The 21,394-nt window shown below is 71.1% G+C and carries 19 protein-coding genes and 1 pseudogene; 12 read left to right on the top strand and 8 right to left on the bottom strand.

The window, feature by feature from the left end; genetic code table 11:
- Window positions 1-3 precede the first annotated feature (3 nt).
- Together SVTN_RS09320 and SVTN_RS09315 are read left to right on the top strand one after the other, a co-directional pair.
- Window positions 4-504, top strand: a complete 501-nt coding sequence (locus SVTN_RS09320; RefSeq protein WP_041128653.1) for a PH domain-containing protein — start codon at window positions 4-6, stop codon at window positions 502-504.
- Window positions 501-2,102: a PH domain-containing protein gene (locus SVTN_RS09315; RefSeq protein ID WP_078908266.1), complete on the top strand. Its 1,602-nt coding sequence runs from the start codon at window positions 501-503 to the stop codon at window positions 2,100-2,102. Before SVTN_RS09320 ends, SVTN_RS09315 begins: the two co-directional genes overlap by 4 nt.
- A 22-nt stretch (window positions 2,103-2,124) precedes the next feature.
- Here SVTN_RS09315 and pgl read toward each other — a convergent pair whose 3' ends face one another.
- From pgl to tkt, 5 genes and pseudogenes are all read right to left on the bottom strand, one after another.
- Window positions 2,125-2,904, bottom strand: a complete 780-nt coding sequence (gene pgl, locus SVTN_RS09310) for a 6-phosphogluconolactonase (RefSeq protein WP_041128652.1) — start codon at window positions 2,902-2,904, stop codon at window positions 2,125-2,127.
- On the bottom strand, window positions 2,901-3,971 hold the full coding sequence (gene opcA, locus SVTN_RS09305; RefSeq protein WP_041128651.1) for a glucose-6-phosphate dehydrogenase assembly protein OpcA: 1,071 nt from the start codon (window positions 3,969-3,971) through the stop codon (window positions 2,901-2,903). Before opcA ends, pgl begins: the two co-directional genes overlap by 4 nt.
- Window positions 3,968-5,500, bottom strand: coding sequence for a glucose-6-phosphate dehydrogenase (zwf, locus tag SVTN_RS09300; RefSeq protein ID WP_041128650.1), 1,533 nt, complete (start codon window positions 5,498-5,500; stop codon window positions 3,968-3,970). Before zwf ends, opcA begins: the two co-directional genes overlap by 4 nt.
- 5 nt (window positions 5,501-5,505) lie before the next feature.
- Window positions 5,506-6,624, bottom strand: a pseudogene (gene tal / locus SVTN_RS09295) (transaldolase); the annotation flags it as partial.
- Window positions 6,625-6,661: 37 nt separating this feature from the next.
- The gene (gene tkt, locus SVTN_RS09290) at window positions 6,662-8,749 is read right to left on the bottom strand and encodes a transketolase (protein ID WP_041128648.1); all 2,088 of its coding nucleotides are present in this window, start codon (window positions 8,747-8,749) and stop codon (window positions 6,662-6,664) included.
- 347 nt (window positions 8,750-9,096) lie between these two features.
- Between tkt and SVTN_RS09285 the strand changes: the two genes are divergently transcribed.
- From SVTN_RS09285 to SVTN_RS09275, 3 genes are all read left to right on the top strand, one after another.
- A complete protein-coding gene (locus SVTN_RS09285) occupies window positions 9,097-10,044 on the top strand; it encodes a heme o synthase (RefSeq protein ID WP_041128647.1) in 948 nt (315 codons plus the stop codon).
- A 134-nt stretch (window positions 10,045-10,178) separates the two neighbouring features.
- Complete coding sequence (locus SVTN_RS09280; protein WP_041128646.1) at window positions 10,179-10,499, top strand: hypothetical protein; 321 nt, start codon at window positions 10,179-10,181, stop codon at window positions 10,497-10,499.
- Window positions 10,500-10,579: 80 nt separating this feature from the next.
- Complete coding sequence (locus SVTN_RS09275; protein WP_041128645.1) at window positions 10,580-11,665, top strand: amidohydrolase; 1,086 nt, start codon at window positions 10,580-10,582, stop codon at window positions 11,663-11,665.
- 91 nt (window positions 11,666-11,756) lie between these two features.
- On the opposite strand, the gene SVTN_RS09270 is transcribed toward SVTN_RS09275, so the two are convergent.
- From SVTN_RS09270 to SVTN_RS09260, 3 genes are all read right to left on the bottom strand, one after another.
- Entirely contained in the window at window positions 11,757-12,728 is a 972-nt protein-coding gene (locus tag SVTN_RS09270; RefSeq protein ID WP_041128644.1) for a COX15/CtaA family protein, read from the bottom strand.
- A gap of 64 nt (window positions 12,729-12,792) precedes the next feature.
- Window positions 12,793-13,557, bottom strand: coding sequence for an ABC transporter permease (locus SVTN_RS09265; protein ID WP_041128643.1), 765 nt, complete (start codon window positions 13,555-13,557; stop codon window positions 12,793-12,795).
- Window positions 13,558-13,669: 112 nt separating this feature from the next.
- Complete coding sequence (locus SVTN_RS09260; protein ID WP_041128642.1) at window positions 13,670-14,620, bottom strand: ABC transporter ATP-binding protein; 951 nt, start codon at window positions 14,618-14,620, stop codon at window positions 13,670-13,672.
- Window positions 14,621-14,734: 114 nt separating this feature from the next.
- Between SVTN_RS09260 and SVTN_RS09255 the strand changes: the two genes are divergently transcribed.
- The 7 genes from SVTN_RS09255 (at window position 14,735) to SVTN_RS09225 (ending at window position 21,387) form a co-directional block, all read left to right on the top strand.
- Window positions 14,735-15,544 (top strand): DUF72 domain-containing protein, encoded by an 810-nt coding sequence (locus tag SVTN_RS09255; protein ID WP_041128641.1) that lies wholly within the window; start codon window positions 14,735-14,737, stop codon window positions 15,542-15,544.
- Between the two features lie 103 nt (window positions 15,545-15,647).
- Window positions 15,648-16,373 carry a helix-turn-helix transcriptional regulator gene (locus SVTN_RS09250; RefSeq protein ID WP_041128640.1) on the top strand — a complete coding sequence of 242 codons (726 nt, stop codon included), beginning with the start codon at window positions 15,648-15,650 and terminating at the stop codon, window positions 16,371-16,373.
- Window positions 16,370-17,785 (top strand): Fe-S cluster assembly protein SufB, encoded by a 1,416-nt coding sequence (gene sufB / locus SVTN_RS09245; protein WP_041128639.1) that lies wholly within the window; start codon window positions 16,370-16,372, stop codon window positions 17,783-17,785. Before SVTN_RS09250 ends, sufB begins: the two co-directional genes overlap by 4 nt.
- A gap of 66 nt (window positions 17,786-17,851) precedes the next feature.
- Window positions 17,852-19,033: a Fe-S cluster assembly protein SufD gene (sufD, locus tag SVTN_RS09240; protein WP_041128638.1), complete on the top strand. Its 1,182-nt coding sequence runs from the start codon at window positions 17,852-17,854 to the stop codon at window positions 19,031-19,033.
- Window positions 19,033-19,350, top strand: coding sequence for a bifunctional 3-phenylpropionate/cinnamic acid dioxygenase ferredoxin subunit (locus SVTN_RS09235; protein WP_030322524.1), 318 nt, complete (start codon window positions 19,033-19,035; stop codon window positions 19,348-19,350). Before sufD ends, SVTN_RS09235 begins: the two co-directional genes overlap by 1 nt.
- A gap of 7 nt (window positions 19,351-19,357) precedes the next feature.
- The gene (gene sufC, locus SVTN_RS09230; RefSeq protein ID WP_041128637.1) at window positions 19,358-20,122 is read left to right on the top strand and encodes a Fe-S cluster assembly ATPase SufC; all 765 of its coding nucleotides are present in this window, start codon (window positions 19,358-19,360) and stop codon (window positions 20,120-20,122) included.
- 11 nt (window positions 20,123-20,133) lie between these two features.
- The gene (locus SVTN_RS09225) at window positions 20,134-21,387 is read left to right on the top strand and encodes a cysteine desulfurase (protein WP_041128636.1); all 1,254 of its coding nucleotides are present in this window, start codon (window positions 20,134-20,136) and stop codon (window positions 21,385-21,387) included.
- The last annotated feature ends 7 nt before the right edge of the window (window positions 21,388-21,394 follow it).

The following is a 21,394-nucleotide window of genomic DNA, read 5'->3' as shown; positions in this document are numbered from 1 at the left end:
CGGATGACGGGGGAGGACGCGGTGCGGCTGCGGCCGCCCAGGAACGCCGTCGACGAGCGGGCCGTCACCTGGTGGCGGGGCCGGCTGCTCGTGACCACGGCCGTCCCGGTGACGGTCCTGGCCGTGCTCGGCGCGCTGATCGGACCCGCCCGGTCCTGGCTGCTGTTGGCGGCCGGGGCCGTGGCGGCCCTGGGCCTGGCCTGCACCGCGTTCTTCCCCGCCTGGTGGTTCCGGGTGCACCGCTGGGAGGTCACCGACGAGGCCGTCTACGTGCGCACCGGCGCCCTCTGGCAGGAGTGGCGGATCGCCCCGATGTCCCGGATCCAGACGGTCGACACCGTACGCGGCCCGCTGGAGCAGGCGTTCCGGCTCGCCACCGTCACCGTCACCACCGCCTCCTCCAAGGGGGCGATCCGCATCGAGGGCCTCGACCACGAGCTCGCCGCCGAGCTTGCCGAACGGCTCACCGCGCTCACCCGGGCCACCCCCGGGGACGCCACATGAGCGAGGGGGAGTGGCGGCGGCTCGACCCGCGCACCCTGCTCGCCGGCGCCGCCGTCCTCTGCGGGGTGGCCGGCGGCGCGGCCCTCCCGGCCGTGGCCGGCCTCTCGGGCGGCAGGCCCCTGTGGCAGGCCGTCGCCTGGGTCCTCGCCGGTGCCGCGCTGCTCGTCCTCGCCGGCACGGCCGCCGACTGGGTCCGGCTGCGCCGCACCCGGTACCGCGTCGGCCCCGAGCGGGTCGACCTCCACACCGGGCTCCTGCTGCTCAAGCGCCGCTCCCTGGCCCGCGAGCGGATCCGCAGCGTCGACCTCACCGCCAACCCCCTCCAGCGCGTCCTCGGCCTCGTCAAGGTCCGCATCGGCACCGGTGAGAGCACCGGCGGCGAGTCCAGCCTCGAACTGGACCTGGTCACCCGCACCGAGGGCGAGCGGCTCCGCCGCGAACTCCTCGCCCGCGCCACCGACCCCGAGGAGCCGGGCCACGACGACACCCTGGCCACCCTCGACCCGCGCTGGATCCGCTACGCCCCCGTCTCCTTCCTCGCCCCCGCCCTCGGCGGCGCCGCGATCGGCGCCGTCCTGCAGGTCAGCGAGTGGTTCGACGCCCAGGCGGAGGTCATCGACTGGATAGGGGACCGCTTCCGGGACACCTCCCTGACCTGGACCGTCGTCGACCTGGTCCTGCTCGCCACCGCCGCCGGGACCGTCGGCGCCCTCGGACTCTGGATCGAGATGTGGTGGAACTACCGCCTGGAGCGCGAGCCCGGCGGGACCCTCCGCGTCCGCCGCGGCCTGTTCACCGCCCGGTCGGTCACCCTGGAGGAGCGCAGGCTGCGCGGGATCGAGCTCGTCGAGCCGCTCGGCGTACGGCTGTTCGGGGCCGCCCGCGTCGACGCCGTCGCCACCGGCCTCGCCCAGGACGACGACGACAAGCACGCCGACCTGAAGAACCTGCTGCCCGCCGCACCCCGGGAGCGCGCCGAGCGGGTCGCCGCCCTGGTGCTGCGCGAGCCGGAGCCGCCGACCGGGGCGCCCCTCGCCGCCCACCCCCGGGCCGCCCGCACCCGGCGGCTGCGCTGGGCGCTGTGGAGCGTCCTCGTGCCCGTCGCGGTCCTCGCCCTCCTCGGCCGGCTCCTCACCCCTGTCCTGCTGTACGTGGCGGCCGGCTGCGCCCTCGTCCTCGGCCCGGTCGCCGGGCTGCTCGCCCTCGGCGCGTACCGCGCCCTCGGACACGGCGTCAGCGGCGGCTATCTGGTGACCCGTTCGGGCACCGTCCGGCGCACGACGGTCGCCCTCCAGCGTTCCGGCGTCATCGGCTGGACCGTCAAGCAGTCGTACTTCCAGCGCCGCGCCGGCATCCTGACCGTCACCGCCACCACGGCGGCGGGCGAGGGCGCGTACGACATCCTCGACGCGGGCGAGAGCCAGGGCCTGGCCTTCGCCGCCGAGGCCGTACCGGGACTCCTCGCGCCCTTCCTGGAAACGACCGGCCCGGAAACGACCGGCCCGGAAACGACCGGCCCGGAAACGACCGGCCCGGAAACGACCGGCCTGGAAACGGCCGACCTGGAAACGCCGGAGGCCCGGCTCACCGACGGGTGAACCGGGCCTCCGAACAGGTGAATCAGGCCGAAGCCGGCGGATACAGGCTCCGCGGAAGCTCCGACGCGGCCGCAGCGTCGAGCAGCCACAGCGTGCGCGAGCGGCCGTAGGCACCGGCCGCCGGGGCCTGCACCTCACCCGCGCCCGACAGCGCGATCGCCGCGGCCTTCGCCTTGTCCTCGCCGGCCGCGAGCAGCCAGACCTCCTTCGCCGCCCGGATCGCCGGAAGCGTCAGCGAGACGCGGACCGGCGGCGGCTTCGGAGCGCCGTGCACCCCGACCACCGTCCGCTCGGTCTCGCGGACCGCCGGCAACTCCGGGAAGAGCGAGGCGACATGGGTGTCCGGGCCGACGCCCAGCATCAGCACGTCGAAGGTCGGCACCCCGCCGTGGTCGCCGGGACCCGCGGCGGCCGCGAGCTCGGCCGCGTAGGCCTCGGCCGCCGCGTCGACGTCGCCGTACGGCCCGTCCGAGGCCGGCATGGCGTGCACCCGCGCCGGGTCGAGCGGCACCCGGTCGAGCAGCGCCGCACGGGCCTGGGTGACGTTCCGCTCGGGGTCGCCCTCGGGCAGGAACCGCTCGTCGCCCCACCACAGGTCGAGCCGCGACCAGTCGATCGCGTCCCGGGCGGGCGCCGAACCGAGCGCCGCGAGCAGGCCGTTGCCGTTGCGGCCGCCGGTCAGCACGACCGAGGCGGAGCCACGGGCGGCCTGGGCGTCCACGACCTTGGTGATCAGCCGGGCCGCGGCGGCCTCGGCCATCAGCTCCTTGTCGCGGTGGACGACCAGCTGAGGGGTGCTCACTTGGCCGCCGCCTTCTTGGCCGGGGTCTTCTTCGCGGCGGGCTTGGCGGCCGGAGCCGGCTCCGCGGCAGGCTCCGGAGCCGTCTCCGCGACGGTCTCCACGACCGTGTCCACGACGGTCTCGGGGGCGGTGACCGCCGCCTCCTCGTCGAGCCGCTCCAGACCGAACCTGAGCGCCGTCGCGTAGGTGTCGTCCGGGTCGAGCCGGCGCAGCTCCTCCGCGATCAGCTCGGACGTGTCACGGCGCTTGAGCGCCACGGCACGGTCCGGCTGGCCCTCTATGGAGAGCGTCGCGAGCGAGCCGTCCGGCCGGTCCAGCACGATCGGTCCCGCACTGGTCTCCATCCGTACGGAGGTGAGACCGGGGCCCGCCGACTTCGAGCGCCGCACGGGCACCTTCAGCCGGTCGGCCAGCCACATCGCGAGCAGCTCGACGCTCGGGTTGAACTCCTCGCCCTCCACCTCGGCGGAGGTGACCTCGCACACGACCTGGTCGAGCGCGGCGGCCAGCATCGAACGCCACGGGGTGATCCGGGTCCACGAGAGGTCCGTGTCGCCCGGGGTGTACGCGTCCGCGCGCGCGGTCAGCTCCTGGATGGGCTGCTCGGCGGCGTACGTGTCGGTCACCCGGCGCTGGGCGAGCGCGCCCAGCGGGTCGTTCGCCGGGTCGGACGGCGCGTTCACCGGCCACCAGACGACGACGGGGGCGTCCGGGAGGAGCAGCGGCAGCACCACCGACTGGGCGTGGTCGACGACCTCGCCGTACAGCCGGAGCACCACCGTCTCGCCGGTGCTGGCGTCGGCGCCGAGGCGGACCTCGGCGTCGAGCCGCGCCTTGGCGCGGTCCCGCGGGGAGCGCGAGACCCGCTTGATGACGACGAGGGTCCGCGAGGGGTGCTCGCGGGACGCCTCGTTGGCCGCCTTGAGCGCGTCGTAGGCGTTCTCCTCGTCGGTGACGATCACGAGGGTGAGCACCATGCCGACGGCCGGCGTGCCGATCGCCCGCCGCCCGAGCACCAGCGCCTTGTTGATCTTGGAGGACGTGGTGTCCGTCAGGTCGGTCTTCATGGCCGGCGCCAGCTCCTGCCGTCTCGTGCGAGCATCTCGTCCGCCTCGACCGGACCCCAGGTTCCCGACTGGTACTGCGCGGGCTTGCCGTGCTTGTCCCAGAACTGCTCGATCGGGTCGAGGATCTTCCAGGACAGCTCGACCTCCTCGACCCGCGGGAAGAGGTTGGAGTCGCCGAGCAGGACGTCGAGGATGAGCCGCTCGTACGCCTCGGGGCTGGACTCCGTGAAGGACTCGCCGTACGCGAAGTCCATGGACACGTCCCGGATCTCCATCTGGGTGCCGGGCACCTTGGAGCCGAACCGCACCGTCACGCCCTCGTCCGGCTGGACCCGGATCACGATGGCGTTGCGGCCGAGCTCCTCGGTCGCGGTGTGGTCGAAGGGGGAGTGCGGGGCGCGCTGGAAGACGACCGCGATCTCGGTGACGCGGCGGCCCAGGCGCTTGCCGGTCCGCAGGTAGAACGGGACGCCCGCCCAGCGGCGGTTGTCGATCTCCAGCTTGATGGCCGCGTAGGTGTCGGTCTTCGACTGGGGGTCGATGCCGTCTTCCTGGAGGTAGCCGACGGCCTTCGCGCCGCCCTGCCACCCGGCCGCGTACTGGCCGCGGACCGTGGACTTGCCCAGGTCCTTGGGCAGCTTCACCGCGCCGAGGACCTTGGTCTTCTCGGCGGCCAGCGCATCGGCGTCGAAGGAGGCGGGCTCCTCCATCGCGGTCAGCGCGAGCAGCTGGAGCAGGTGGTTCTGGATGACGTCACGGGCTGCGCCGATGCCGTCGTAGTAGCCGGCGCGGCCGCCGATGCCGATGTCCTCGGCCATGGTGATCTGCACGTGGTCGACGTACGACCGGTTCCAGATCGGCTCGAAGAGGGTGTTGGCGAAGCGGAGCGCCAGGATGTTCTGGACGGTCTCCTTGCCGAGGTAGTGGTCGATCCGGAAGACCGCCTCGGGCGGGAAGACCTCGTGGACGACCTCGTTGAGCTCCTTGGCGGAGGTCAGGTCGTGCCCGAAGGGCTTCTCGATGACCGCGCGGCGCCAGGAACCGTCCTTCTGGTCGGCCAGGCCGTGCTTCTTGAGCTGCTGGACGACGAGCTCGAAGAACTTCGGCGGCACGGACAGGTAGAAGGCGAAGTTGCCGCCCGTGCCCTGTGCCTTGTCGAGGTCCTCGATCGTCGACTTGAGCTGCTCGAAGGCCGTGTCGTCGTCGAAGTCGCCCTGGACGAACCGCATGCCCTGGATCAGCTGCTGCCACACCTCCTCGCGGAAGGGGGTGCGCGCGTGCTGCTTGACGGCTTCGTAGACCTCCTGCGCGAAGTCCTCGTCCGCCCACTCGCGGCGGGCGAAGCCGATGAGCGAGAAGCCCGGCGGCAGCAGGCCGCGATTGGCCAGGTCGTAGACGGCAGGCATCAGCTTCTTACGGGACAAATCGCCCGTGACGCCGAAGATCACCAGGCCCGACGGCCCCGCGATGCGCGGGAGCCGTCGGTCTGCGGCGTCACGGAGCGGGTTGGCTCCGTGGACTGCGCTCAAAGTGCTTACGCCTCCGAAGGTGCGAGGCGCTGAAGCTCCGCCTCGGTGGACTTGAGCAGGTCGTTCCAGGACGCCTCGAACTTGTCGACGCCCTCGTCCTCCAGGAGCTGGACGACGTCGTCGTAGCTGATGCCCAGCTTCTCGACGGCCGCCAGCTCGGCGCGGGACTGGTCGTACGTGCCGCGGATGGTGTCACCGGTGACCTCGCCGTGGTCGGCGGTGGCCTCCAGGGTGGCCTCCGGCATGGTGTTCACCGTGCCGGGCGCGACCAGGTCCACGACGTACAGCGTGTCCTTGTACGCCGGGTCCTTGACGCCGGTCGAGGCCCACAGCGGACGCTGCTTGTTGGCCTGCGCCTTGTCGAGGGCGGCCCAGCGGTCCGAGGAGAAGACCTCCTCGTACGCCTCGTAGGCCAGACGGGCGTTGGCCAGGGCGGCCTTGCCCTTGAGCGCCTTGGCCTCGTCGGTGCCGAGGGCGACCAGGCGCTTGTCGATCTCCGTGTCCACGCGGGACACGAAGAAGGACGCCACCGAGTGGATCTTCGACAGGTCGAGGCCGCGCTCGCGGGCCTTCTCCAGACCCGCCAGGTAGGCGTCCATGACCGCGCGGTAGCGCTCCAGCGAGAAGATCAGCGTGACGTTGACGCTGATGCCGAGGCCGATGACCTCGGTGATCGCCGGGAGACCCGCCTTGGTGGCCGGGATCTTGATCAGGGTGTTGGGGCGGTCCACCAGCCAGGCCAGCTGCTTGGCCTCGGCGATGGTGGCGGCCGTCTCGTGGGCGAGACGGGGGTCGACCTCGATGGAGACCCGGCCGTCCTGGCCGTCCGTCGCGTCGAAGACCGGCCGCAGGATGTCGGCGGCGTCACGGACGTCCGCCGTCGTGATCATGCGGATGGCCTCGTCGACGGTCACCTTGCGGGCGGCGAGGTCGGCCAGCTGCTGGTCGTAGCCGTGCCCCTCCGAGATGGCCTTCTGGAAGATGGACGGGTTGGTGGTGACACCGACCACGTGGCTCTGGTCGATCAGCTCGGCCAGGTTGCCGGACGTGATCCGCTGGCGCGAGAGGTCGTCCAGCCAGATCGCGACGCCTTCGTCGGAGAGGCGCTTGAGAGCGTCTGTCATGAGAATTGCATCTCCAATTAAGTCGTACGTATGGACGTCAGCGCGCGGCGGCGGCCTGGGATTCCCGCGCGGCGGCGACGATCGCCTCCGGCGTGAAACCGAACTCGCGGAAGAGGACCTTCGCGTCCGCCGAGGCACCGAAGTGCTCCAGCGAGACGATCCGGCCGGCGTCACCGACGTACTTGTGCCAGGTGAGACCGATACCGGCCTCGACCGCGACCCGGGCCTTGACCGACGGCGGCAGGACCGAGTCCTTGTACGCCTGGTCCTGCTCCTCGAACCACTCCACGGACGGCATCGAGACCACACGGGTCGGGACGCCGGCGGCCTGGAGCTGCTCACGGGCCTCGACGGCCAGGTGCACCTCGGAGCCGGTACCGATCAGGATCACCTGAGCGTCGCCGCCCTCGGCCTCGAACAGCACGTAGCCGCCCTTGACCGTGTCCTCGTTCGGCGCGTACGTCGGCACGCCCTGGCGGGTGAGCGCCAGACCGTGCGGGGCGCCCTTGCCGAAGACCTTGGTGTGGCGCTGCATGATCTCGCGCCAGGCCAGGGCCGTCTCGTTGGCGTCGGCCGGACGGACCACGTTCAGACCCGGGATCGCACGCAGCGAGGCGAGGTGCTCCACCGGCTGGTGCGTCGGGCCGTCCTCGCCCAGACCGATCGAGTCGTGGGTCCAGACGTACGTCACGGGCAGGTGCATCAGCGCGGACAGACGCACCGCGTTGCGCATGTAGTCGGAGAACACCAGGAAGGTGCCGCCGTAGATGCGCGTGTTGCCGTGCAGCGCGATGCCGTTCATCTCCGCGGCCATGGAGTGCTCGCGGATGCCGAAGTGGATCGTGCGGCCGTACTTGTCGGCCTCCGGCAGCGGGTTGCCCTCGGGCAGGAACGACGAGGTCTTGTCGATCGTCGTGTTGTTCGAGCCGGCGAGGTCGGCCGAGCCGCCCCACAGCTCCGGGATGACCGCGCCGAGCGCCTGGAGGACCTGGCCGGACGCGGCACGGGTGGCGACACCCTTGCCGGCCTCGAAGACCGGGAGCTTCTCGGCCCAGCCGGCCGGCAGCTCGTTCGCCTGGATGCGGTCGAACTCGGCGGCGCGCTCCGGGTTGGCCGTACGCCACTCGGAGAGCTGCTTCTCCCACGCGGCGCGGGCCTCGCGGCCACGGTCGCCGAGCGCGCGGGTGTGCGCGATGACCTCGTCGCCGACCTCGAAGGTCTGCTCCGGGTCGAAGCCCAGGACGCGCTTGGTGGCCGCGATCTCCTCGTCGCCGAGCGCCGAGCCGTGCGCGGCCTCGGTGTTCTGCGCGTTCGGCGCGGGCCAGGCGATGATCGAGCGCATCGCGATGAACGACGGACGCTCGGTCTCGGCCTCGGCGGCCTTGATCGCCGCGTACAGCGCGGCCGGGTCCAGGTCGCCGTTGGCCTGCGGCTCGACGCGCTGGACGTGCCAGCCGTACGCCTCGTACCGCTTCATCGTGTCCTCGGACACGGCCGTCTCGGTGTCGCCCTCGATCGAGATGTGGTTGTCGTCCCACAGCATGATCAGGTTGCCGAGCTTCTGGTGGCCGGCGAGCGAGGACGCCTCCGCCGAGATGCCCTCCTGCAGGCAGCCGTCACCGGCGATCACGTAGATCCGGTGGTCGAACGGGGAGGCGCCGGTGGCGGCCTCCGGGTCGAACAGACCGCGCTCGAAGCGGGCGGCCATCGCCATGCCCACGGCGTTGGCGACACCCTGGCCCAGCGGGCCCGTGGTCGTCTCGACGCCGGCGGTGTGGCCGTACTCCGGGTGACCCGGGGTCTTCGAGCCCCAGGTGCGGAAGGTCTTCAGGTCGTCCAGTTCGAGACCGAAGCCACCCAGGTACAGCTGGGTGTAGAGGGTCAGGGACGAGTGCCCGGCGGAGAGGACGAACCGGTCGCGCCCGACCCACTCGGGGTCGGAGGGGTCGTGCCGCATCACCTTCTGGAAGAGGGTGTACGCGGCGGGCGCCAGGCTCATCGCCGTACCGGGATGGCCGTTGCCGACCTTCTGTACGGCGTCCGCGGCCAGGATGCGGGCGGTGTCGACGGCCCGCTGGTCCAACTCGGTCCACTCGAGGTCTGTGGTGGTCGGCTTAGTGCTCACCCTGGGTCAGGGCTCCTCTCCACATGTCTTGAGCCGGTGACTGAGGGTGTACCGGCGTTGTCGAGCCTACCCCCGCAGAACGCCCGTCTTTCCGTGTCCATGCCCCTCATATGAGCGGAGAAAAGGAGGGACACAGCAAGACTGCCGGTGGTCGTGGGAGTTCGCCTCCCGAGCCGCGCCCGAGCCGCCCCCGAACGGTGTCCACCCCTTGGGACGTACCGCACCAACACGACCCCACCCCCGCGAAGATCGGCGTCTGGGCAACGTCTACAGTGGCGTGGTACGCGCAAGCTTTACCCCGTCTTCACTCGGGGAGCTTGCTGGGAATTTCTCTGTCAGGGGTGTGCGTGACGGCCGTCGAGTCCCGACCCGCAGGGGTCGTCTTGACTCCCAGCCCGGGGGGCCATCGGCCGTTCGGGGCCCGCGTCAAGGCATTCGTGGCGCTGACCAAGCCGCGGATCATCGAACTGCTGCTCATCACGACCGTTCCGGTGATGTTCCTCGCCGAACAGGGCGTGCCGGACCTGTGGCTGGTGCTCGCCACCTGCTTCGGCGGCTATCTGTCGGCGGGCGGCGCGAACGCGCTGAACATGTACATCGACCGCGACATCGACGCCCTGATGGACCGCACCTCCCAGCGGCCGCTCGTCACGGGCGTGCTCACCCCGCGCGAGGGCCTGGTCTTCGGGCTCACCCTCGCCGTGGTCTCCACGCTCTGGTTCGGCCTGCTGGTCAACTGGCTGTCCGCCGCCCTCTCGCTCGGCGCGCTCCTCTTCTACGTCGTGGTCTACACGATGATCCTCAAGCGGCGCACCGCCCAGAACATCGTCTGGGGCGGCATCGCCGGCTGTCTGCCGGTGCTCATCGGCTGGTCGGCCGTGACGAACTCGATGTCGTGGGCCGCGGTCATCCTCTTCCTCGTCATCTTCTTCTGGACGCCGCCGCACTACTGGCCGCTGTCGATGAAGGTGAAGGACGACTACGCACGCGCGGGCGTGCCCATGCTGCCGGTGCTCGCCTCCAACAAGGTCGTCGCCAAGCAGATCGTGGTCTACAGCTGGGTCATGGTCGCCGTCTCCCTGCTGCTCACCCCGCTGGGCTACACCGGCTGGTTCTACACCGCGGTGGCGCTGCTGACCGGCGGCTGGTGGCTCTGGGAGGCGCACGCGCTCCTCAACCGAGCCAAGGCCGAGGTGACGGGCGCCAAGCTCAAGGAGATGCGCCTCTTCCACTGGTCCATCACCTATGTCTCGCTGCTCTTCGTCGCGGTCGCGGTGGACCCCTTCCTGCGCTGAGAGCAGCCGTGGGCGCGCTCATCTGAAACCGCGCCCATCCGAAAAAATTTGTTCGGCCGACGGCCGGGTCACGTGGGACAGCCCACATGGCCCGGCCGTCGCCACTGGATCTACCCCTCGGTAGCATCCGTGTCATGGCAGAAACGAAGCAGGAAGAGCGCAGGGCGGCCAGGCTCGCCAAGGAGATCAAGGCCTTCTCCAAGGCGCACGGCGGCGCCGAGGGACACCTCGCGCACATCGGCCAGGCGGGCACCCGGATCGTCCTGGTCGGCACGGACGGCGGCTGGGGCGACCTCGTCGCGAAGTCGTACGCGATCGCGCAGCAGGCCGCCGAGAAGGCCGGTCTGACCCTCCACGAGGAGTTCGACGGCGAGTTCGCCGCCAAGGTCGCCACCGGCCCGTACGAGTGGACCCGGATGGCCGGCATCCAGATCGGCGGCCCCTCCAACGGCTGACAACGGCTGAGGCAACAACCTCGCGCGGGGCTCACCCGTTAGGACGTGTGGAGACACGTCCACACAGGGAGCCCCCCGAGATGATCGACACGCCGGACCTGGTGGACCAGTACTGCCACGGGGTGCTCCGAACGGAGCTCGGCCTCGGCACCTTCGAGGCCCACCTCGGCGCCCACCTGGGCGGGGCCGCCGTGCTGCCCGCCCCGGGCACCACCTTCTTCGACACCCAGACCGGCTTCGCCGTGCGCCGCTGGTGCCCGCCGCTCCTCGGTCTGGAACCACACTGCCCGCCCGCCCGCTACCTCGCCCGCCGCCGGGAACTCGGCGCCGCCGAGGCCGGCCGCCGGCTGCTCCGGGCCTCCGGGATCTCCACCTATCTGGTCGACACCGGGCTCCCCGGCGACCTCACGCCCCCCGCCGAGCTCGGCGCCGCGGGCGCCGCCGAGGCCCACGAGATCGTCCGCCTCGAACGCCTCGCCGAACAGGTCGCCGGCACCTCGGGCACCGTCGAGGCCTTCCTCGCCCACCTCGCCGAGGCCGTCCACGGGGCCGCCGCCGGCGCCGTGGCCTTCGCCTCCGCGGCCTCCGCGTCCGCGAGCGCGCCCGAACCGCCCGGCCCCGGAGAGGTACGCGGCGCCGCCGGGCGCTGGCTGGCCGCCCGCCCGGTCGGTGGCCGGCTCAGCGACCCCGTCCTGCTGCGCCACCTGCTCTGGATCGCGGTCACCGCCGGGCGCCCCCTCCAGCTGCACACGGAGGATCCGACCGCCCTGAACGGCTTCGCCGCCGCCACCGCGGGGCTCGGCACCGACCTGGTGCTGCTGCACCGCTACCCGCACCACCGCGCGGCCGCCCACCTGACCGGACTTCACCCGCACGTGTACGCCGACCTCGGCCCCGTCCTCGCCCACACCGGGGCCCGTGCGGCGGCGGTCCTCGCCGAGGTCCTGGAGCGCGCGCCGTTCGGCAAGCTGCTGTTCTCCAGCGGCGCCCAGGGGCTGCCCGAGCTCCACGTGGTCGCCGCGAGCGCGTTCCGCTCGGCGCTCGTCCGGGTGCTCGGGGAGTGGGTCATGGACGGCGCCTGGACCCGTACGGACGCGCAGCGGGTGGCGACGATGATCGCGGCGGACAACGCGAAACGGGTCTACCGGCTCGCGGGGAGCCGATAGACCCGTCGGGATCTTGGATCCAGAATCCGGGATCTTGGATCCAGGATCCGCATTCAGGATCGTGGATCCAGAATTCTGGATCCAGAGGCCGTCAGGCCGTGGCCGCCAGTTCCGGGTCCGCCTGGGCCGGGATGTCCGGCACGGCGAGCGGGCGCTCGCGCAGGCTCAGGGCGAGCCGCAGGACCGCGATCCACATCAGCGAGGAGCCGAGCATGTGGACGGCGACCAGGAGCTCCGGGACGCCCGTGAAGTACTGCAGATAGCCCACGCCGCCCTGGGCGAGCAGCACGATCAGCAGGTCGCGGGCGCGGGCGCGGGTGTCGTCCGGGGCGTCCACCACGCGCAGGACCAGCCACATGGCGACCGCGAGGGCGCAGACGACCCAGGCGGCGATCGCGTGGACGTGGGCGGCGTTCGTCCAGTCCCACGGCATGCGCGGGACGTCGCTGCTGTCACCGGCGTGCTTGCCGGCGCCCGTGACCGTCGTGCCGAGCACGATCAGCAGGGCGGAGACGAGCGTGATCGCCCAGGACAGCTTGCGGACCGGGCGCGGTACGCGCGGGCGGGGTGCGGTGTCGCCCTCGCCGGTGCGGTGCCAGGTGATGACGGCGACCGTGAGCAGGGAGTTCGCGGCGAGGAAGTGGCCGGCCACCGTCCACGGGTTGAGGCCCATCCACACCGTGATGCCGCCGATGACGGCGTTGCTCATCACGATCCAGAACTGGGCCCAGGCGAGCCGGGTGAGCCCGCGCCGCCAGGGCTTGGTGGAACGGGCGGCGACGATCGCCCAGCCGACCGCCGCCGACAGGACGTACGTCAGCATCCGGTTGCCGAACTCGATCGCGCCCCGGTAGCCCTGCTCGGGCGTGACGATGAGGCTGTCGTCCGTGCACTTCGGCCAGGTGTCGCAGCCGAGACCGGAACCGGTCAGCCGGACCGCGCCGCCGGTGACGATGATGAGCACGCTCATCACGACGGCGGCGAGCGCGGCGCGCCGGAGCGTCCGGGGGGACGGGGTCCAGCGCTGGGCGATGAAGGCGAGGGGGGTCTGCACGGGCCTTATCGTAGGGCGGCGCTTGTGCGCGCTTTCACGAGGGGGGCGTATATGGCGGAACGGAACCTTACGGTTACTCCCAGCGGAAGAACCTCGCCGCCGCCCCGAGCCCCAGGACCGCCCAGACGGCCAGGATCCCCGCGTCGCCCCACGGCATCGAGGCCCCGTCCCTGAGGACGTCGCGCAGGCCGTCCGAGAGGGCCGAGATCGGGAGCAGCGCCAGCACGTCGCCCGCGGCGCCGAACTTCTCCAGCGGGACGATGACCCCGCCGCCCACCAGGAGCAGCAGGAAGACCAGGTTCGCGGCGGCGAGGGTGGCCTCGGCCTTGAGGGTGCCGGCCATCAGCAGGCCGAGCCCGGAGAAGGCGGCCGTGCCGAGGACCAGGAGCAGCAGGACCGAGAGGGGGTTGCCGTGCGGGGACCAGCCGAGGGCCAGGGCGATCGCCGTCAGGAGCACGATCTGCAGGACCTCGGTGACCAGGACGGAGAGCGTCTTGGCGGTCATGAGCGCCCAGCGGGGGAGCGGTGAGGCTCCGAGGCGCTTGAGCACCCCGTACCGCCGCTCGAAACCGGTCGCGATGGCCTGGCCGGTGAAGGCGGTGGACAGCACGGCGAGGGCGAGGACGCCCGGGGCCAGGAAGTCGACGGCCTTGTCGGTGCCCGTGTCCACGATGTCGACGGTGGAGAAGAGCACCAGGAGCAGAGAGGGGATGATCACCGTCAGGAGCAGCTGCTCGCCGTTGCGCAGCAGCATCCTGGTCTCCAGGGCGGTCTGCGCGGCGATCATGCGCCCGACGGGGGCGGCCCCCGGCTTCGGGGAGTAGGTACCGGCGCTCATCCGCGCAGCTCCTTGCCGGTCGGTTCGAGGCTGTGCTTGCCCGGGGGACACTGCGCCCGATTGCGGCTGCGCCGCGGGCCGGACCCCCGGCGGATCCGCGTGGTGTCCGACTTCATGACCTCAGCTCCTTGCCGGTGAGCTCCAGAAAAACGTCTTCGAGGGTGTGGCGTTCGACGGAGATGCCGTCGGGCATGACGCCGTGCTGGGCGCACCAGGTGGTGACCGTGGCGAGCAGCTGGGGGTCGACGGTGCCGGTGATCCGGTACGTGCCGGGGAGCGGTTCCGCGGCGGCCGAGCCGTCCGGCAGCGCCTTGAGCAGGGAGCCCAGGTCGAGTCCTGGCCGGCCGGTGAAGCGGAGGGTGTTCTCGGCGCCGCCGCGGCACAGCTCCTCGGGGCTGCCCTGGGCGGCGACCCGGCCGGCGTCGACGATGGCGACGTCGTCGGCGAGCTCCTCGGCCTCGTGCATGAAGTGGGTGGTGAGGACCACGGTCACGCCGTCGGCGCGCAGCTCGCGGACGAGGTCCCAGGTGGCGCGGCGGGCCTGCGGGTCGAGACCTGCGGTGGGCTCGTCGAGGAAGACGAGCTCGGGGCGGCCGACGACGGCCATGGCGAGCGCGAGGCGCTGCTGCTGGCCGCCGGAGAGGCGTCGGTAGGTGGTGCGGCCGCAGGAGCCGAGGCCGAGCCGCTCGATGAGGGCGTCGACGTCCAGGGGGTGGGCGTGCAGTTTCGCCATGTGGCGGAGCATCTCGTCGGCGCGGGCGCCGGAGTAGACGCCGCCGGACTGGAGCATCACGCCGATCCTGGGGCGCAGGGCGGCGGCGTCGGCGATCGGGTCGAGGCCGAGGACGCGGACGGTGCCGGCGTCGGGCCTGCGGTAGCCCTCGCAGGTCTCGACGGTGGTGGTCTTGCCGGCCCCGTTGGGGCCGAGGACGGCGGTGACGGTGCCCGCGCGCACGTCGAGGTCGAGGCCGTCGACGGCGGTCTTGCTTCCGTACCGCTTGACCAGACCGCGGACGCGGACGGCGGTGTCGGCGGATTCACTCGGTGAGGGCTTCCCGTGCATGCCGGGAAGTCTAAGGACCCGCCGGTACGGGACGGGCCGCGCCCCCGGCGGGGGTGCCCGGGACGGAACCGGGCGGCGCCGGATGGGCGGCCGCGGACGGGGCAGGGGCTCCGTATGACGGTCTTCGTGGGCACTTCGGGGTGGCAGTACAAGGACTGGCGGGGCACGTTCTACCCCGAGGGCGTGCCGCAGCGGCTCTGGCTGGAGGAGTACGCGCGCCGGTTCGCCACCGTGGAGAACAACAGCGCCTTCTACGGGCTGCCCGAGCGCGACACCTTCGCCACCTGGCGGAAGCGGACGCCCGAGGGCTTCGTGATGGCGGTCAAGGCGAACCGCCGGCTGACGCACGTCGAGCGGCTGCGGGAGCCGGAGGGCATGGTGGCGCAGCTGATGGAGCGGGCGGAGGGGCTCGGGGACCGGCTCGGGCCGGTCCTGCTCCAGTTCCCGCCCTCGCTGCGGGCCGACCCCGGGCTGCTCGACGCGGTCCTCGCCTGTTTCCCGGCGGGGGTGCGGGTCGCCGTCGAGCCCCGGCACGCCTCGTGGTGGACGGACCGGACCGAGGCGGTGCTGGTGGGGCGGGGTGCCGCGCTCTGCTGGGCGGACCGGCGGTCGAGGCCGGTGACGCCGCTGTGGCGGACGGCGGACTGGTGCTATCTGCGGCTGCACGAGGGCCGGGCCCGGCCCTGGCCCGCGTACGGCCGCCAGGCGCTGGAGGGGTGGGCCGGGCGGATCGTCGAGGGCTGGCCGGAGGGGGCCGACGCGTACGTCTATTTCAACAACGATCCGGGCGTGGAGGCGGTCCGTGACGCGGCCTCCTTCCGGCGTCTGATGAGCGGGGCGGGCCGGACGGTGGCCGTGCCGGCCGAGCCGGTCGAGGGCTGGGAAACCGCTGGTCGGGGCGGTCGCGATTCATCCCACGAATGATCGTTTCCGCAGCTCAGGTAAGCCTTACCTGCGTGATGCACGCCATCGTCACCGGTCAGGACGCCGCTTGTCACTCCCCGATTAATTACGCAACAATGGCGTTGTGAAAAACGTTGGCGCGGCTCCGGTGGAGGAACTCGCGACCCGAGAGCGTTCCACGCGCAACCGGGTCGCGCGGTCGATCCTGGACCACGGTCCCTCGACCGTCGCCGACCTCGCCGGGCGGCTCCGCCTCACCCAGGCCGCCGTCCGCCGCCACCTCGACTCGCTGGTCGCCGAGAACGTCGTCGAAGCCCGCGAGAAACGCGTCTACGGGACCCGGTCCCGCGGCCGCCCCGCGAAGGTCTTCGCGCTCACCGACTGCGGCCGGGACGCCTTCGACCAGTCGTACGACTCCCTCGCCGTCGAGGCGCTCCGCTGGATCGAGCGCAACGCCGGCGGAGAGGCGGCCGTCGCCGCCTTCGCCCGCGACCGGATCGAGGCCCAGGCCGGGGCGTACCGCGAGGCCGTCGAGTCGGCCGAGCCCGCCCAGCGGACCGAGGCCCTGGCCAAGGCCCTCACGGCGGACGGGTACGCTGCCACTGCGCGGAACGCGCCGGTCGGCGAGCAGCTCTGCCAACACCACTGCCCGGTCGCCCACGTCGCCGAGCAGTACCCCCAGCTGTGCGAGGCGGAGACGGAATTCTTCTCCCGCCTCTTGGGAACGCACGTCCAGCGTCTGGCCACCATCGCGCATGGTGACGGCGTCTGCACCACGTTCATCCCGCACGGCGCCCCACAGACCACCGAATCAGCATCCGCAAGCACGGCCGGGAGGAACCCCGCATGACCACCGAGATCAGCCACCCCGAGCTCGAGGGCCTGGGTCGGTACGAGTACGGCTGGGCCGACTCCGACGCGGCCGGCGCCGCGGCCAAGCGCGGACTGAACGAGGACGTCGTCCGCGACATCTCCGCGAAGAAGAACGAGCCCGAGTGGATGCTGAAGCTGCGTCTCAAGGGTCTGCGCCTCTTCGACAAGAAGCCCATGCCGACCTGGGGCTCCGACCTCTCCGGCATCGACTTCGACAACATCAAGTACTTCGTGCGGTCCACCGAGAAGCAGGCCGAGTCCTGGGAGGACCTGCCGGAGGACATCAAGAACACGTACGACAAGCTCGGCATCCCGGAGGCGGAGAAGCAGCGCCTCGTCGCCGGTGTCGCCGCCCAGTACGAGTCCGAGGTCGTCTACCACCAGATCCGCGAGGACCTGGAGGAGCAGGGCGTCATCTTCGTCGACACCGACACCGCGCTGAAGGAGCACGAGGAGCTCTTCAAGGAGTACTTCGGCACCGTCATCCCGGTCGGCGACAACAAGTTCGCCTCGCTGAACACGGCCGTCTGGTCCGGCGGCTCGTTCATCTACGTGCCGAAGGGCGTGCACGTCGAGATCCCGCTCCAGGCCTACTTCCGCATCAACACGGAGAACATGGGCCAGTTCGAGCGGACGCTGATCATCGTCGACGAGGACGCCTACGTCCACTACGTCGAGGGCTGCACCGCCCCGATCTACTCCTCCGACTCGCTGCACTCCGCGGTCGTCGAGATCATCGTGAAGAAGGGCGGCCGCTGCCGCTACACGACCATCCAGAACTGGTCGAACAACGTCTACAACCTGGTGACCAAGCGCGCCGTCGCCTACGAGGGCGCCACCATGGAGTGGGTCGACGGCAACATCGGCTCCAAGGTCACCATGAAGTACCCGGCCGTCTACCTCATGGGCGAGCACGCCAAGGGCGAGACCCTGTCCATCGCCTTCGCGGGCGAGGGCCAGCACCAGGACGCCGGCGCCAAGATGGTCCACATGGCCCCGAACACCTCCTCCAACATCGTCTCCAAGTCGGTGGCGCGAGGCGGCGGCCGCACCTCCTACCGCGGTCTCATCGAGATCGGCGAGGGTGCCCCGGGCGCCAAGTCCAACGTCCTCTGCGACGCGCTGCTCGTCGACACGATCTCCCGCTCCGACACGTACCCCTACGTGGACGTGCGCGAGGACGACGTCTCCATGGGCCACGAGGCCACCGTCTCCAAGGTCTCCGAGGACCAGCTCTTCTACCTGATGAGCCGCGGCCTCACCGAGTTCGAGGCCATGGCGATGATCGTCCGCGGCTTCGTCGAGCCCATCGCCAAGGAGCTCCCGATGGAGTACGCCCTGGAGCTCAACCGGCTGATCGAGCTGCAGATGGAGGGTGCGGTCGGCTAAGGCCGGCCCCGCCCCGCAGCGACCGACTTTTCTTTACGTACGCAGGAAGAGAGCAACACGACAGCCATGGCTGAGGCTCAGAACATCCCGGCGGGCTCCACCACCGCCGGCTCGATCGCGGTGGCCGCCGAGTCCACCGTCGCCACGCGCATGAGCGCGCCCCCGTCCTTCGACGTCGCGGACTTCCCCGTCCCGCACGGCCGCGAGGAGGAGTGGCGGTTCACCCCGCTGGCGCGTCTGCGCGGCCTCCACGACGGCACCGCCGTCGCCTCCGGCGAGGGCGTCAAGGTCGAGGTCGAGGCCCCCGAGGGCGTCACCGTGGAGACCGTCGGCCGCGACGACGAGCGCCTCGGCAAGGCCGGCACGCCCGTCGACCGCGTCGCCGCCCAGGCGTACTCCTCCTTCGAGAAGGCCGGCGTCGTCACCGTCGCCAAGGAGGCGGTGCTCACCGAGCCGATCCGCATCTCCGTGCACGGCCAGGGCGGCGTCGCCTTCGGCCACCAGGTCATCGAGCTCGGCGCCTTCGCCGAGGCCGTCGTGGTCATCGACCACACCGGTGACGCGGTGCTCGCCGCCAACGTGGACTACGTCCTCGGCGACGGCGCCAAGCTGACCGTCGTCTCCGTCCAGGACTGGGACGAGAAGGCCGTCCACGTCGCCCAGCACAACGCGCTGGTCGGCCGCGACGCCTCCTTCAAGTCGGTCGTCGTCACCTTCGGCGGCGACGTCGTCCGCATCCACCCGCGCGTCCAGTACGCGGGCCCCGGCGGCGAGGCCGAGCTCTTCGGCCTGTACTTCACCGACGCCGGCCAGCACCAGGAGCACCGCCTCCTCGTCGACCACAACACCCCGCACTGCAAGTCCAACGTGGCCTACAAGGGCGCGCTGCAGGGCCAGGACGCGCACGCGGTGTGGATCGGTGACGTGCTCATCCAGGCCAAGGCCGAGGGCACCGACACGTACGAGCTCAACCGGAACCTGGTCCTCACGGACGGCGCCCGGGTGGACTCCGTGCCGAATCTGGAGATCGAGACCGGCGAGATCGCCGGCGCCGGTCACGCCTCGGCCACCGGCCGCTTCGACGACGAGCAGCTCTTCTACCTGATGGCCCGCGGCATCCCGGAGGCCGAGGCCCGCCGCCTCGTCGTCCGCGGCTTCTTCGCGGAGCTCGTCCAGCAGATCGGTCTGCCGGACGTCCAGGAGCGACTCCTCGCCAAGATCGAGGCCGAGCTGGAGGCCTCCGTCTGATGGCCTTCGTCCGAGTCTGCGCGCTGAGCGAGCTGGAGGCCGACACCCCGAAGCGGGTCGAGGTCGACGGCACGCCGGTGTCGGTCGTGCACACCGAGGGCGAGGTGTTCGCGATCAACGACATCTGCTCGCACGCGAACGTCTCCCTCTCGGAGGGCGAGGTCGAGGACTGCGCGATCGAGTGCTGGCTGCACGGCTCCAGCTTCGACCTGCGCACCGGCAAGCCCTCCGGCCTTCCCGCGACGCGCCCCGTCCCCGTATACCCCGTAAAGATCGAAGGGGACGATGTGCTCGTCTCCGTCACCCAGGAGTCCTGAGTCACCCATGGCTACGCTTGAAATCCACGACCTGCACGTCTCCGTCGAGGCCGAGAACGGTCCGCGCGAGATCCTCAAGGGTGTCGACCTGACCATCAAGCAGGGCGAGACCCACGCCGTCATGGGCCCCAACGGCTCCGGCAAGTCGACCCTGGCGTACTCGCTGGCCGGCCACCCGAAGTACACGGTCACCGGCGGCACCGTCACCCTCGACGGCGAGGACGTCCTGGAGATGTCGGTCGACGAGCGCGCCCGCGCCGGCGTCTTCCTCGCCATGCAGTACCCGGTCGAGGTCCCCGGCGTCTCGGTCTCCAACTTCCTGCGCACCTCCGCCACCGCCGTCCGCGGCGAGGCGCCCAAGCTGCGTACCTGGGTGAAGGAGGTCAAGTCCGCGATGGAGCAGCTCCAGATGGACCCGGCCTTCGCCGAGCGCAACGTCAACGAGGGCTTCTCCGGCGGTGAGAAGAAGCGCCACGAGATCCTCCAGCTGGAGCTCCTCAAGCCGAAGATCGCGATCCTCGACGAGACCGACTCCGGCCTCGACGTCGACGCCCTGCGCATCGTCTCCGAGGGCGTCAACCGCGTCCGCGAGACCGGTGAGGTCGGCACCCTGCTGATCACCCACTACACGCGCATCCTGCGCTACATCAAGCCCGACTTCGTTCACGTGTTCGCGAACGGCCGCATCGTCGAGTCCGGCGGCGCCGAGCTGGCCGACCAGCTGGAGAACGAGGGCTACGACAAGTACGTGAAGGGTGGCGCATCCGCGTGACTTCCGCCCATATGGGGCTGACCGGCCTCCTCGACACCGAGGCGATCCGCAAGGACTTCCCGCTCCTGGATCGCGTGGTCCACGACGGCAAGAAGATCGTGTACCTCGACTCCGCGGCGACCTCGCAGAAGCCGCGCCAGGTCCTCGATGCGCTCAACCAGTACTACGAGCGTCACAACGCCAACGTCCACCGCGGCGTCTACACGGTCGCCGAGGAGGCGACGGCGCTGTACGAAGGCGCCCGTGACAAGGTCGCGGCCTTCATCAACGCGCCGAGCCGCGACGAGGTGATCTTCACCAAGAACGCCTCCGAGTCGCTCAACCTCGTGGCCAACATGCTGGGCTGGGCCGACGAGCCCTACCGCGTGGACCACGAGACCGAGATCGCCATCACGGAGATGGAGCACCACTCCAACATCGTGCCGTGGCAGCTGCTCTCGCAGCGCACGGGCGCGAAGCTGAAGTGGTTCGGCCTCACCGACGACGGCCGTCTCGACCTCTCGAACATCGAAGAGGTCATCACCGAGAAGACCAAGATCGTCTCGTTCACGCTGGTCTCGAACCTGCTGGGCACGATCAACCCGGTGGAGACGATCATCCGCCGCGCCCAGGAGGTCGGTGCGCTCGTCTGCATCGACGCCTCCCAGGCGGCCCCGCACATGGTCCTGGACGTGCAGGCGCTCCAGGCCGACTTCGTGGCCTTCACCGGCCACAAGATGTGCGGCCCGACCGGCATCGGCGTGCTGTGGGGACGGCAGGAGCTCCTGGAGGACCTCCCGCCCTTCCTCGGCGGCGGCGAGATGATCGAGACCGTCTCGATGCACTCCTCGACGTACGCGCCGGCCCCGCACAAGTTCGAGGCGGGTACGCCCCCGATCGCCCAGGCCGTCGGCCTCGGCGCGGCCGTGGACTACCTGTCGGCGATCGGCATGGAGAACATCGCGCGCCACGAGCACGCGATCACCGAGTACGCCGTCCGGCGCCTCCAGGAGGTCCCGGACCTGCGGATCATCGGCCCCACCACGGCCGAGGACCGCGGCGCGGCGATCTCCTTCACGCTGGGCGACATCCACCCGCACGACGTGGGCCAGGTCCTCGACGAGCAGGGCATCGCGGTCCGGGTCGGCCACCACTGCGCGCGGCCGGTCTGCCTGCGGTACGGAATTCCTGCGACCACGCGGGCGTCGTTCTATCTGTACTCCACTCCGGCCGAGGTCGACGCCCTGGTCGAGGGTCTGGAGCACGTACGGAACTTCTTCGGCTAGGGGACGG

The sequence above is a fragment of the Streptomyces vietnamensis genome, assembly GCF_000830005.1.
In the GTDB taxonomy this organism is placed as follows: Bacteria; Actinomycetota; Actinomycetes; order Streptomycetales; family Streptomycetaceae; genus Streptomyces; species Streptomyces vietnamensis.
Note: the sequence above shows the minus strand (reverse complement) of the source record. Positions and strands in the feature narration are given on the sequence as shown.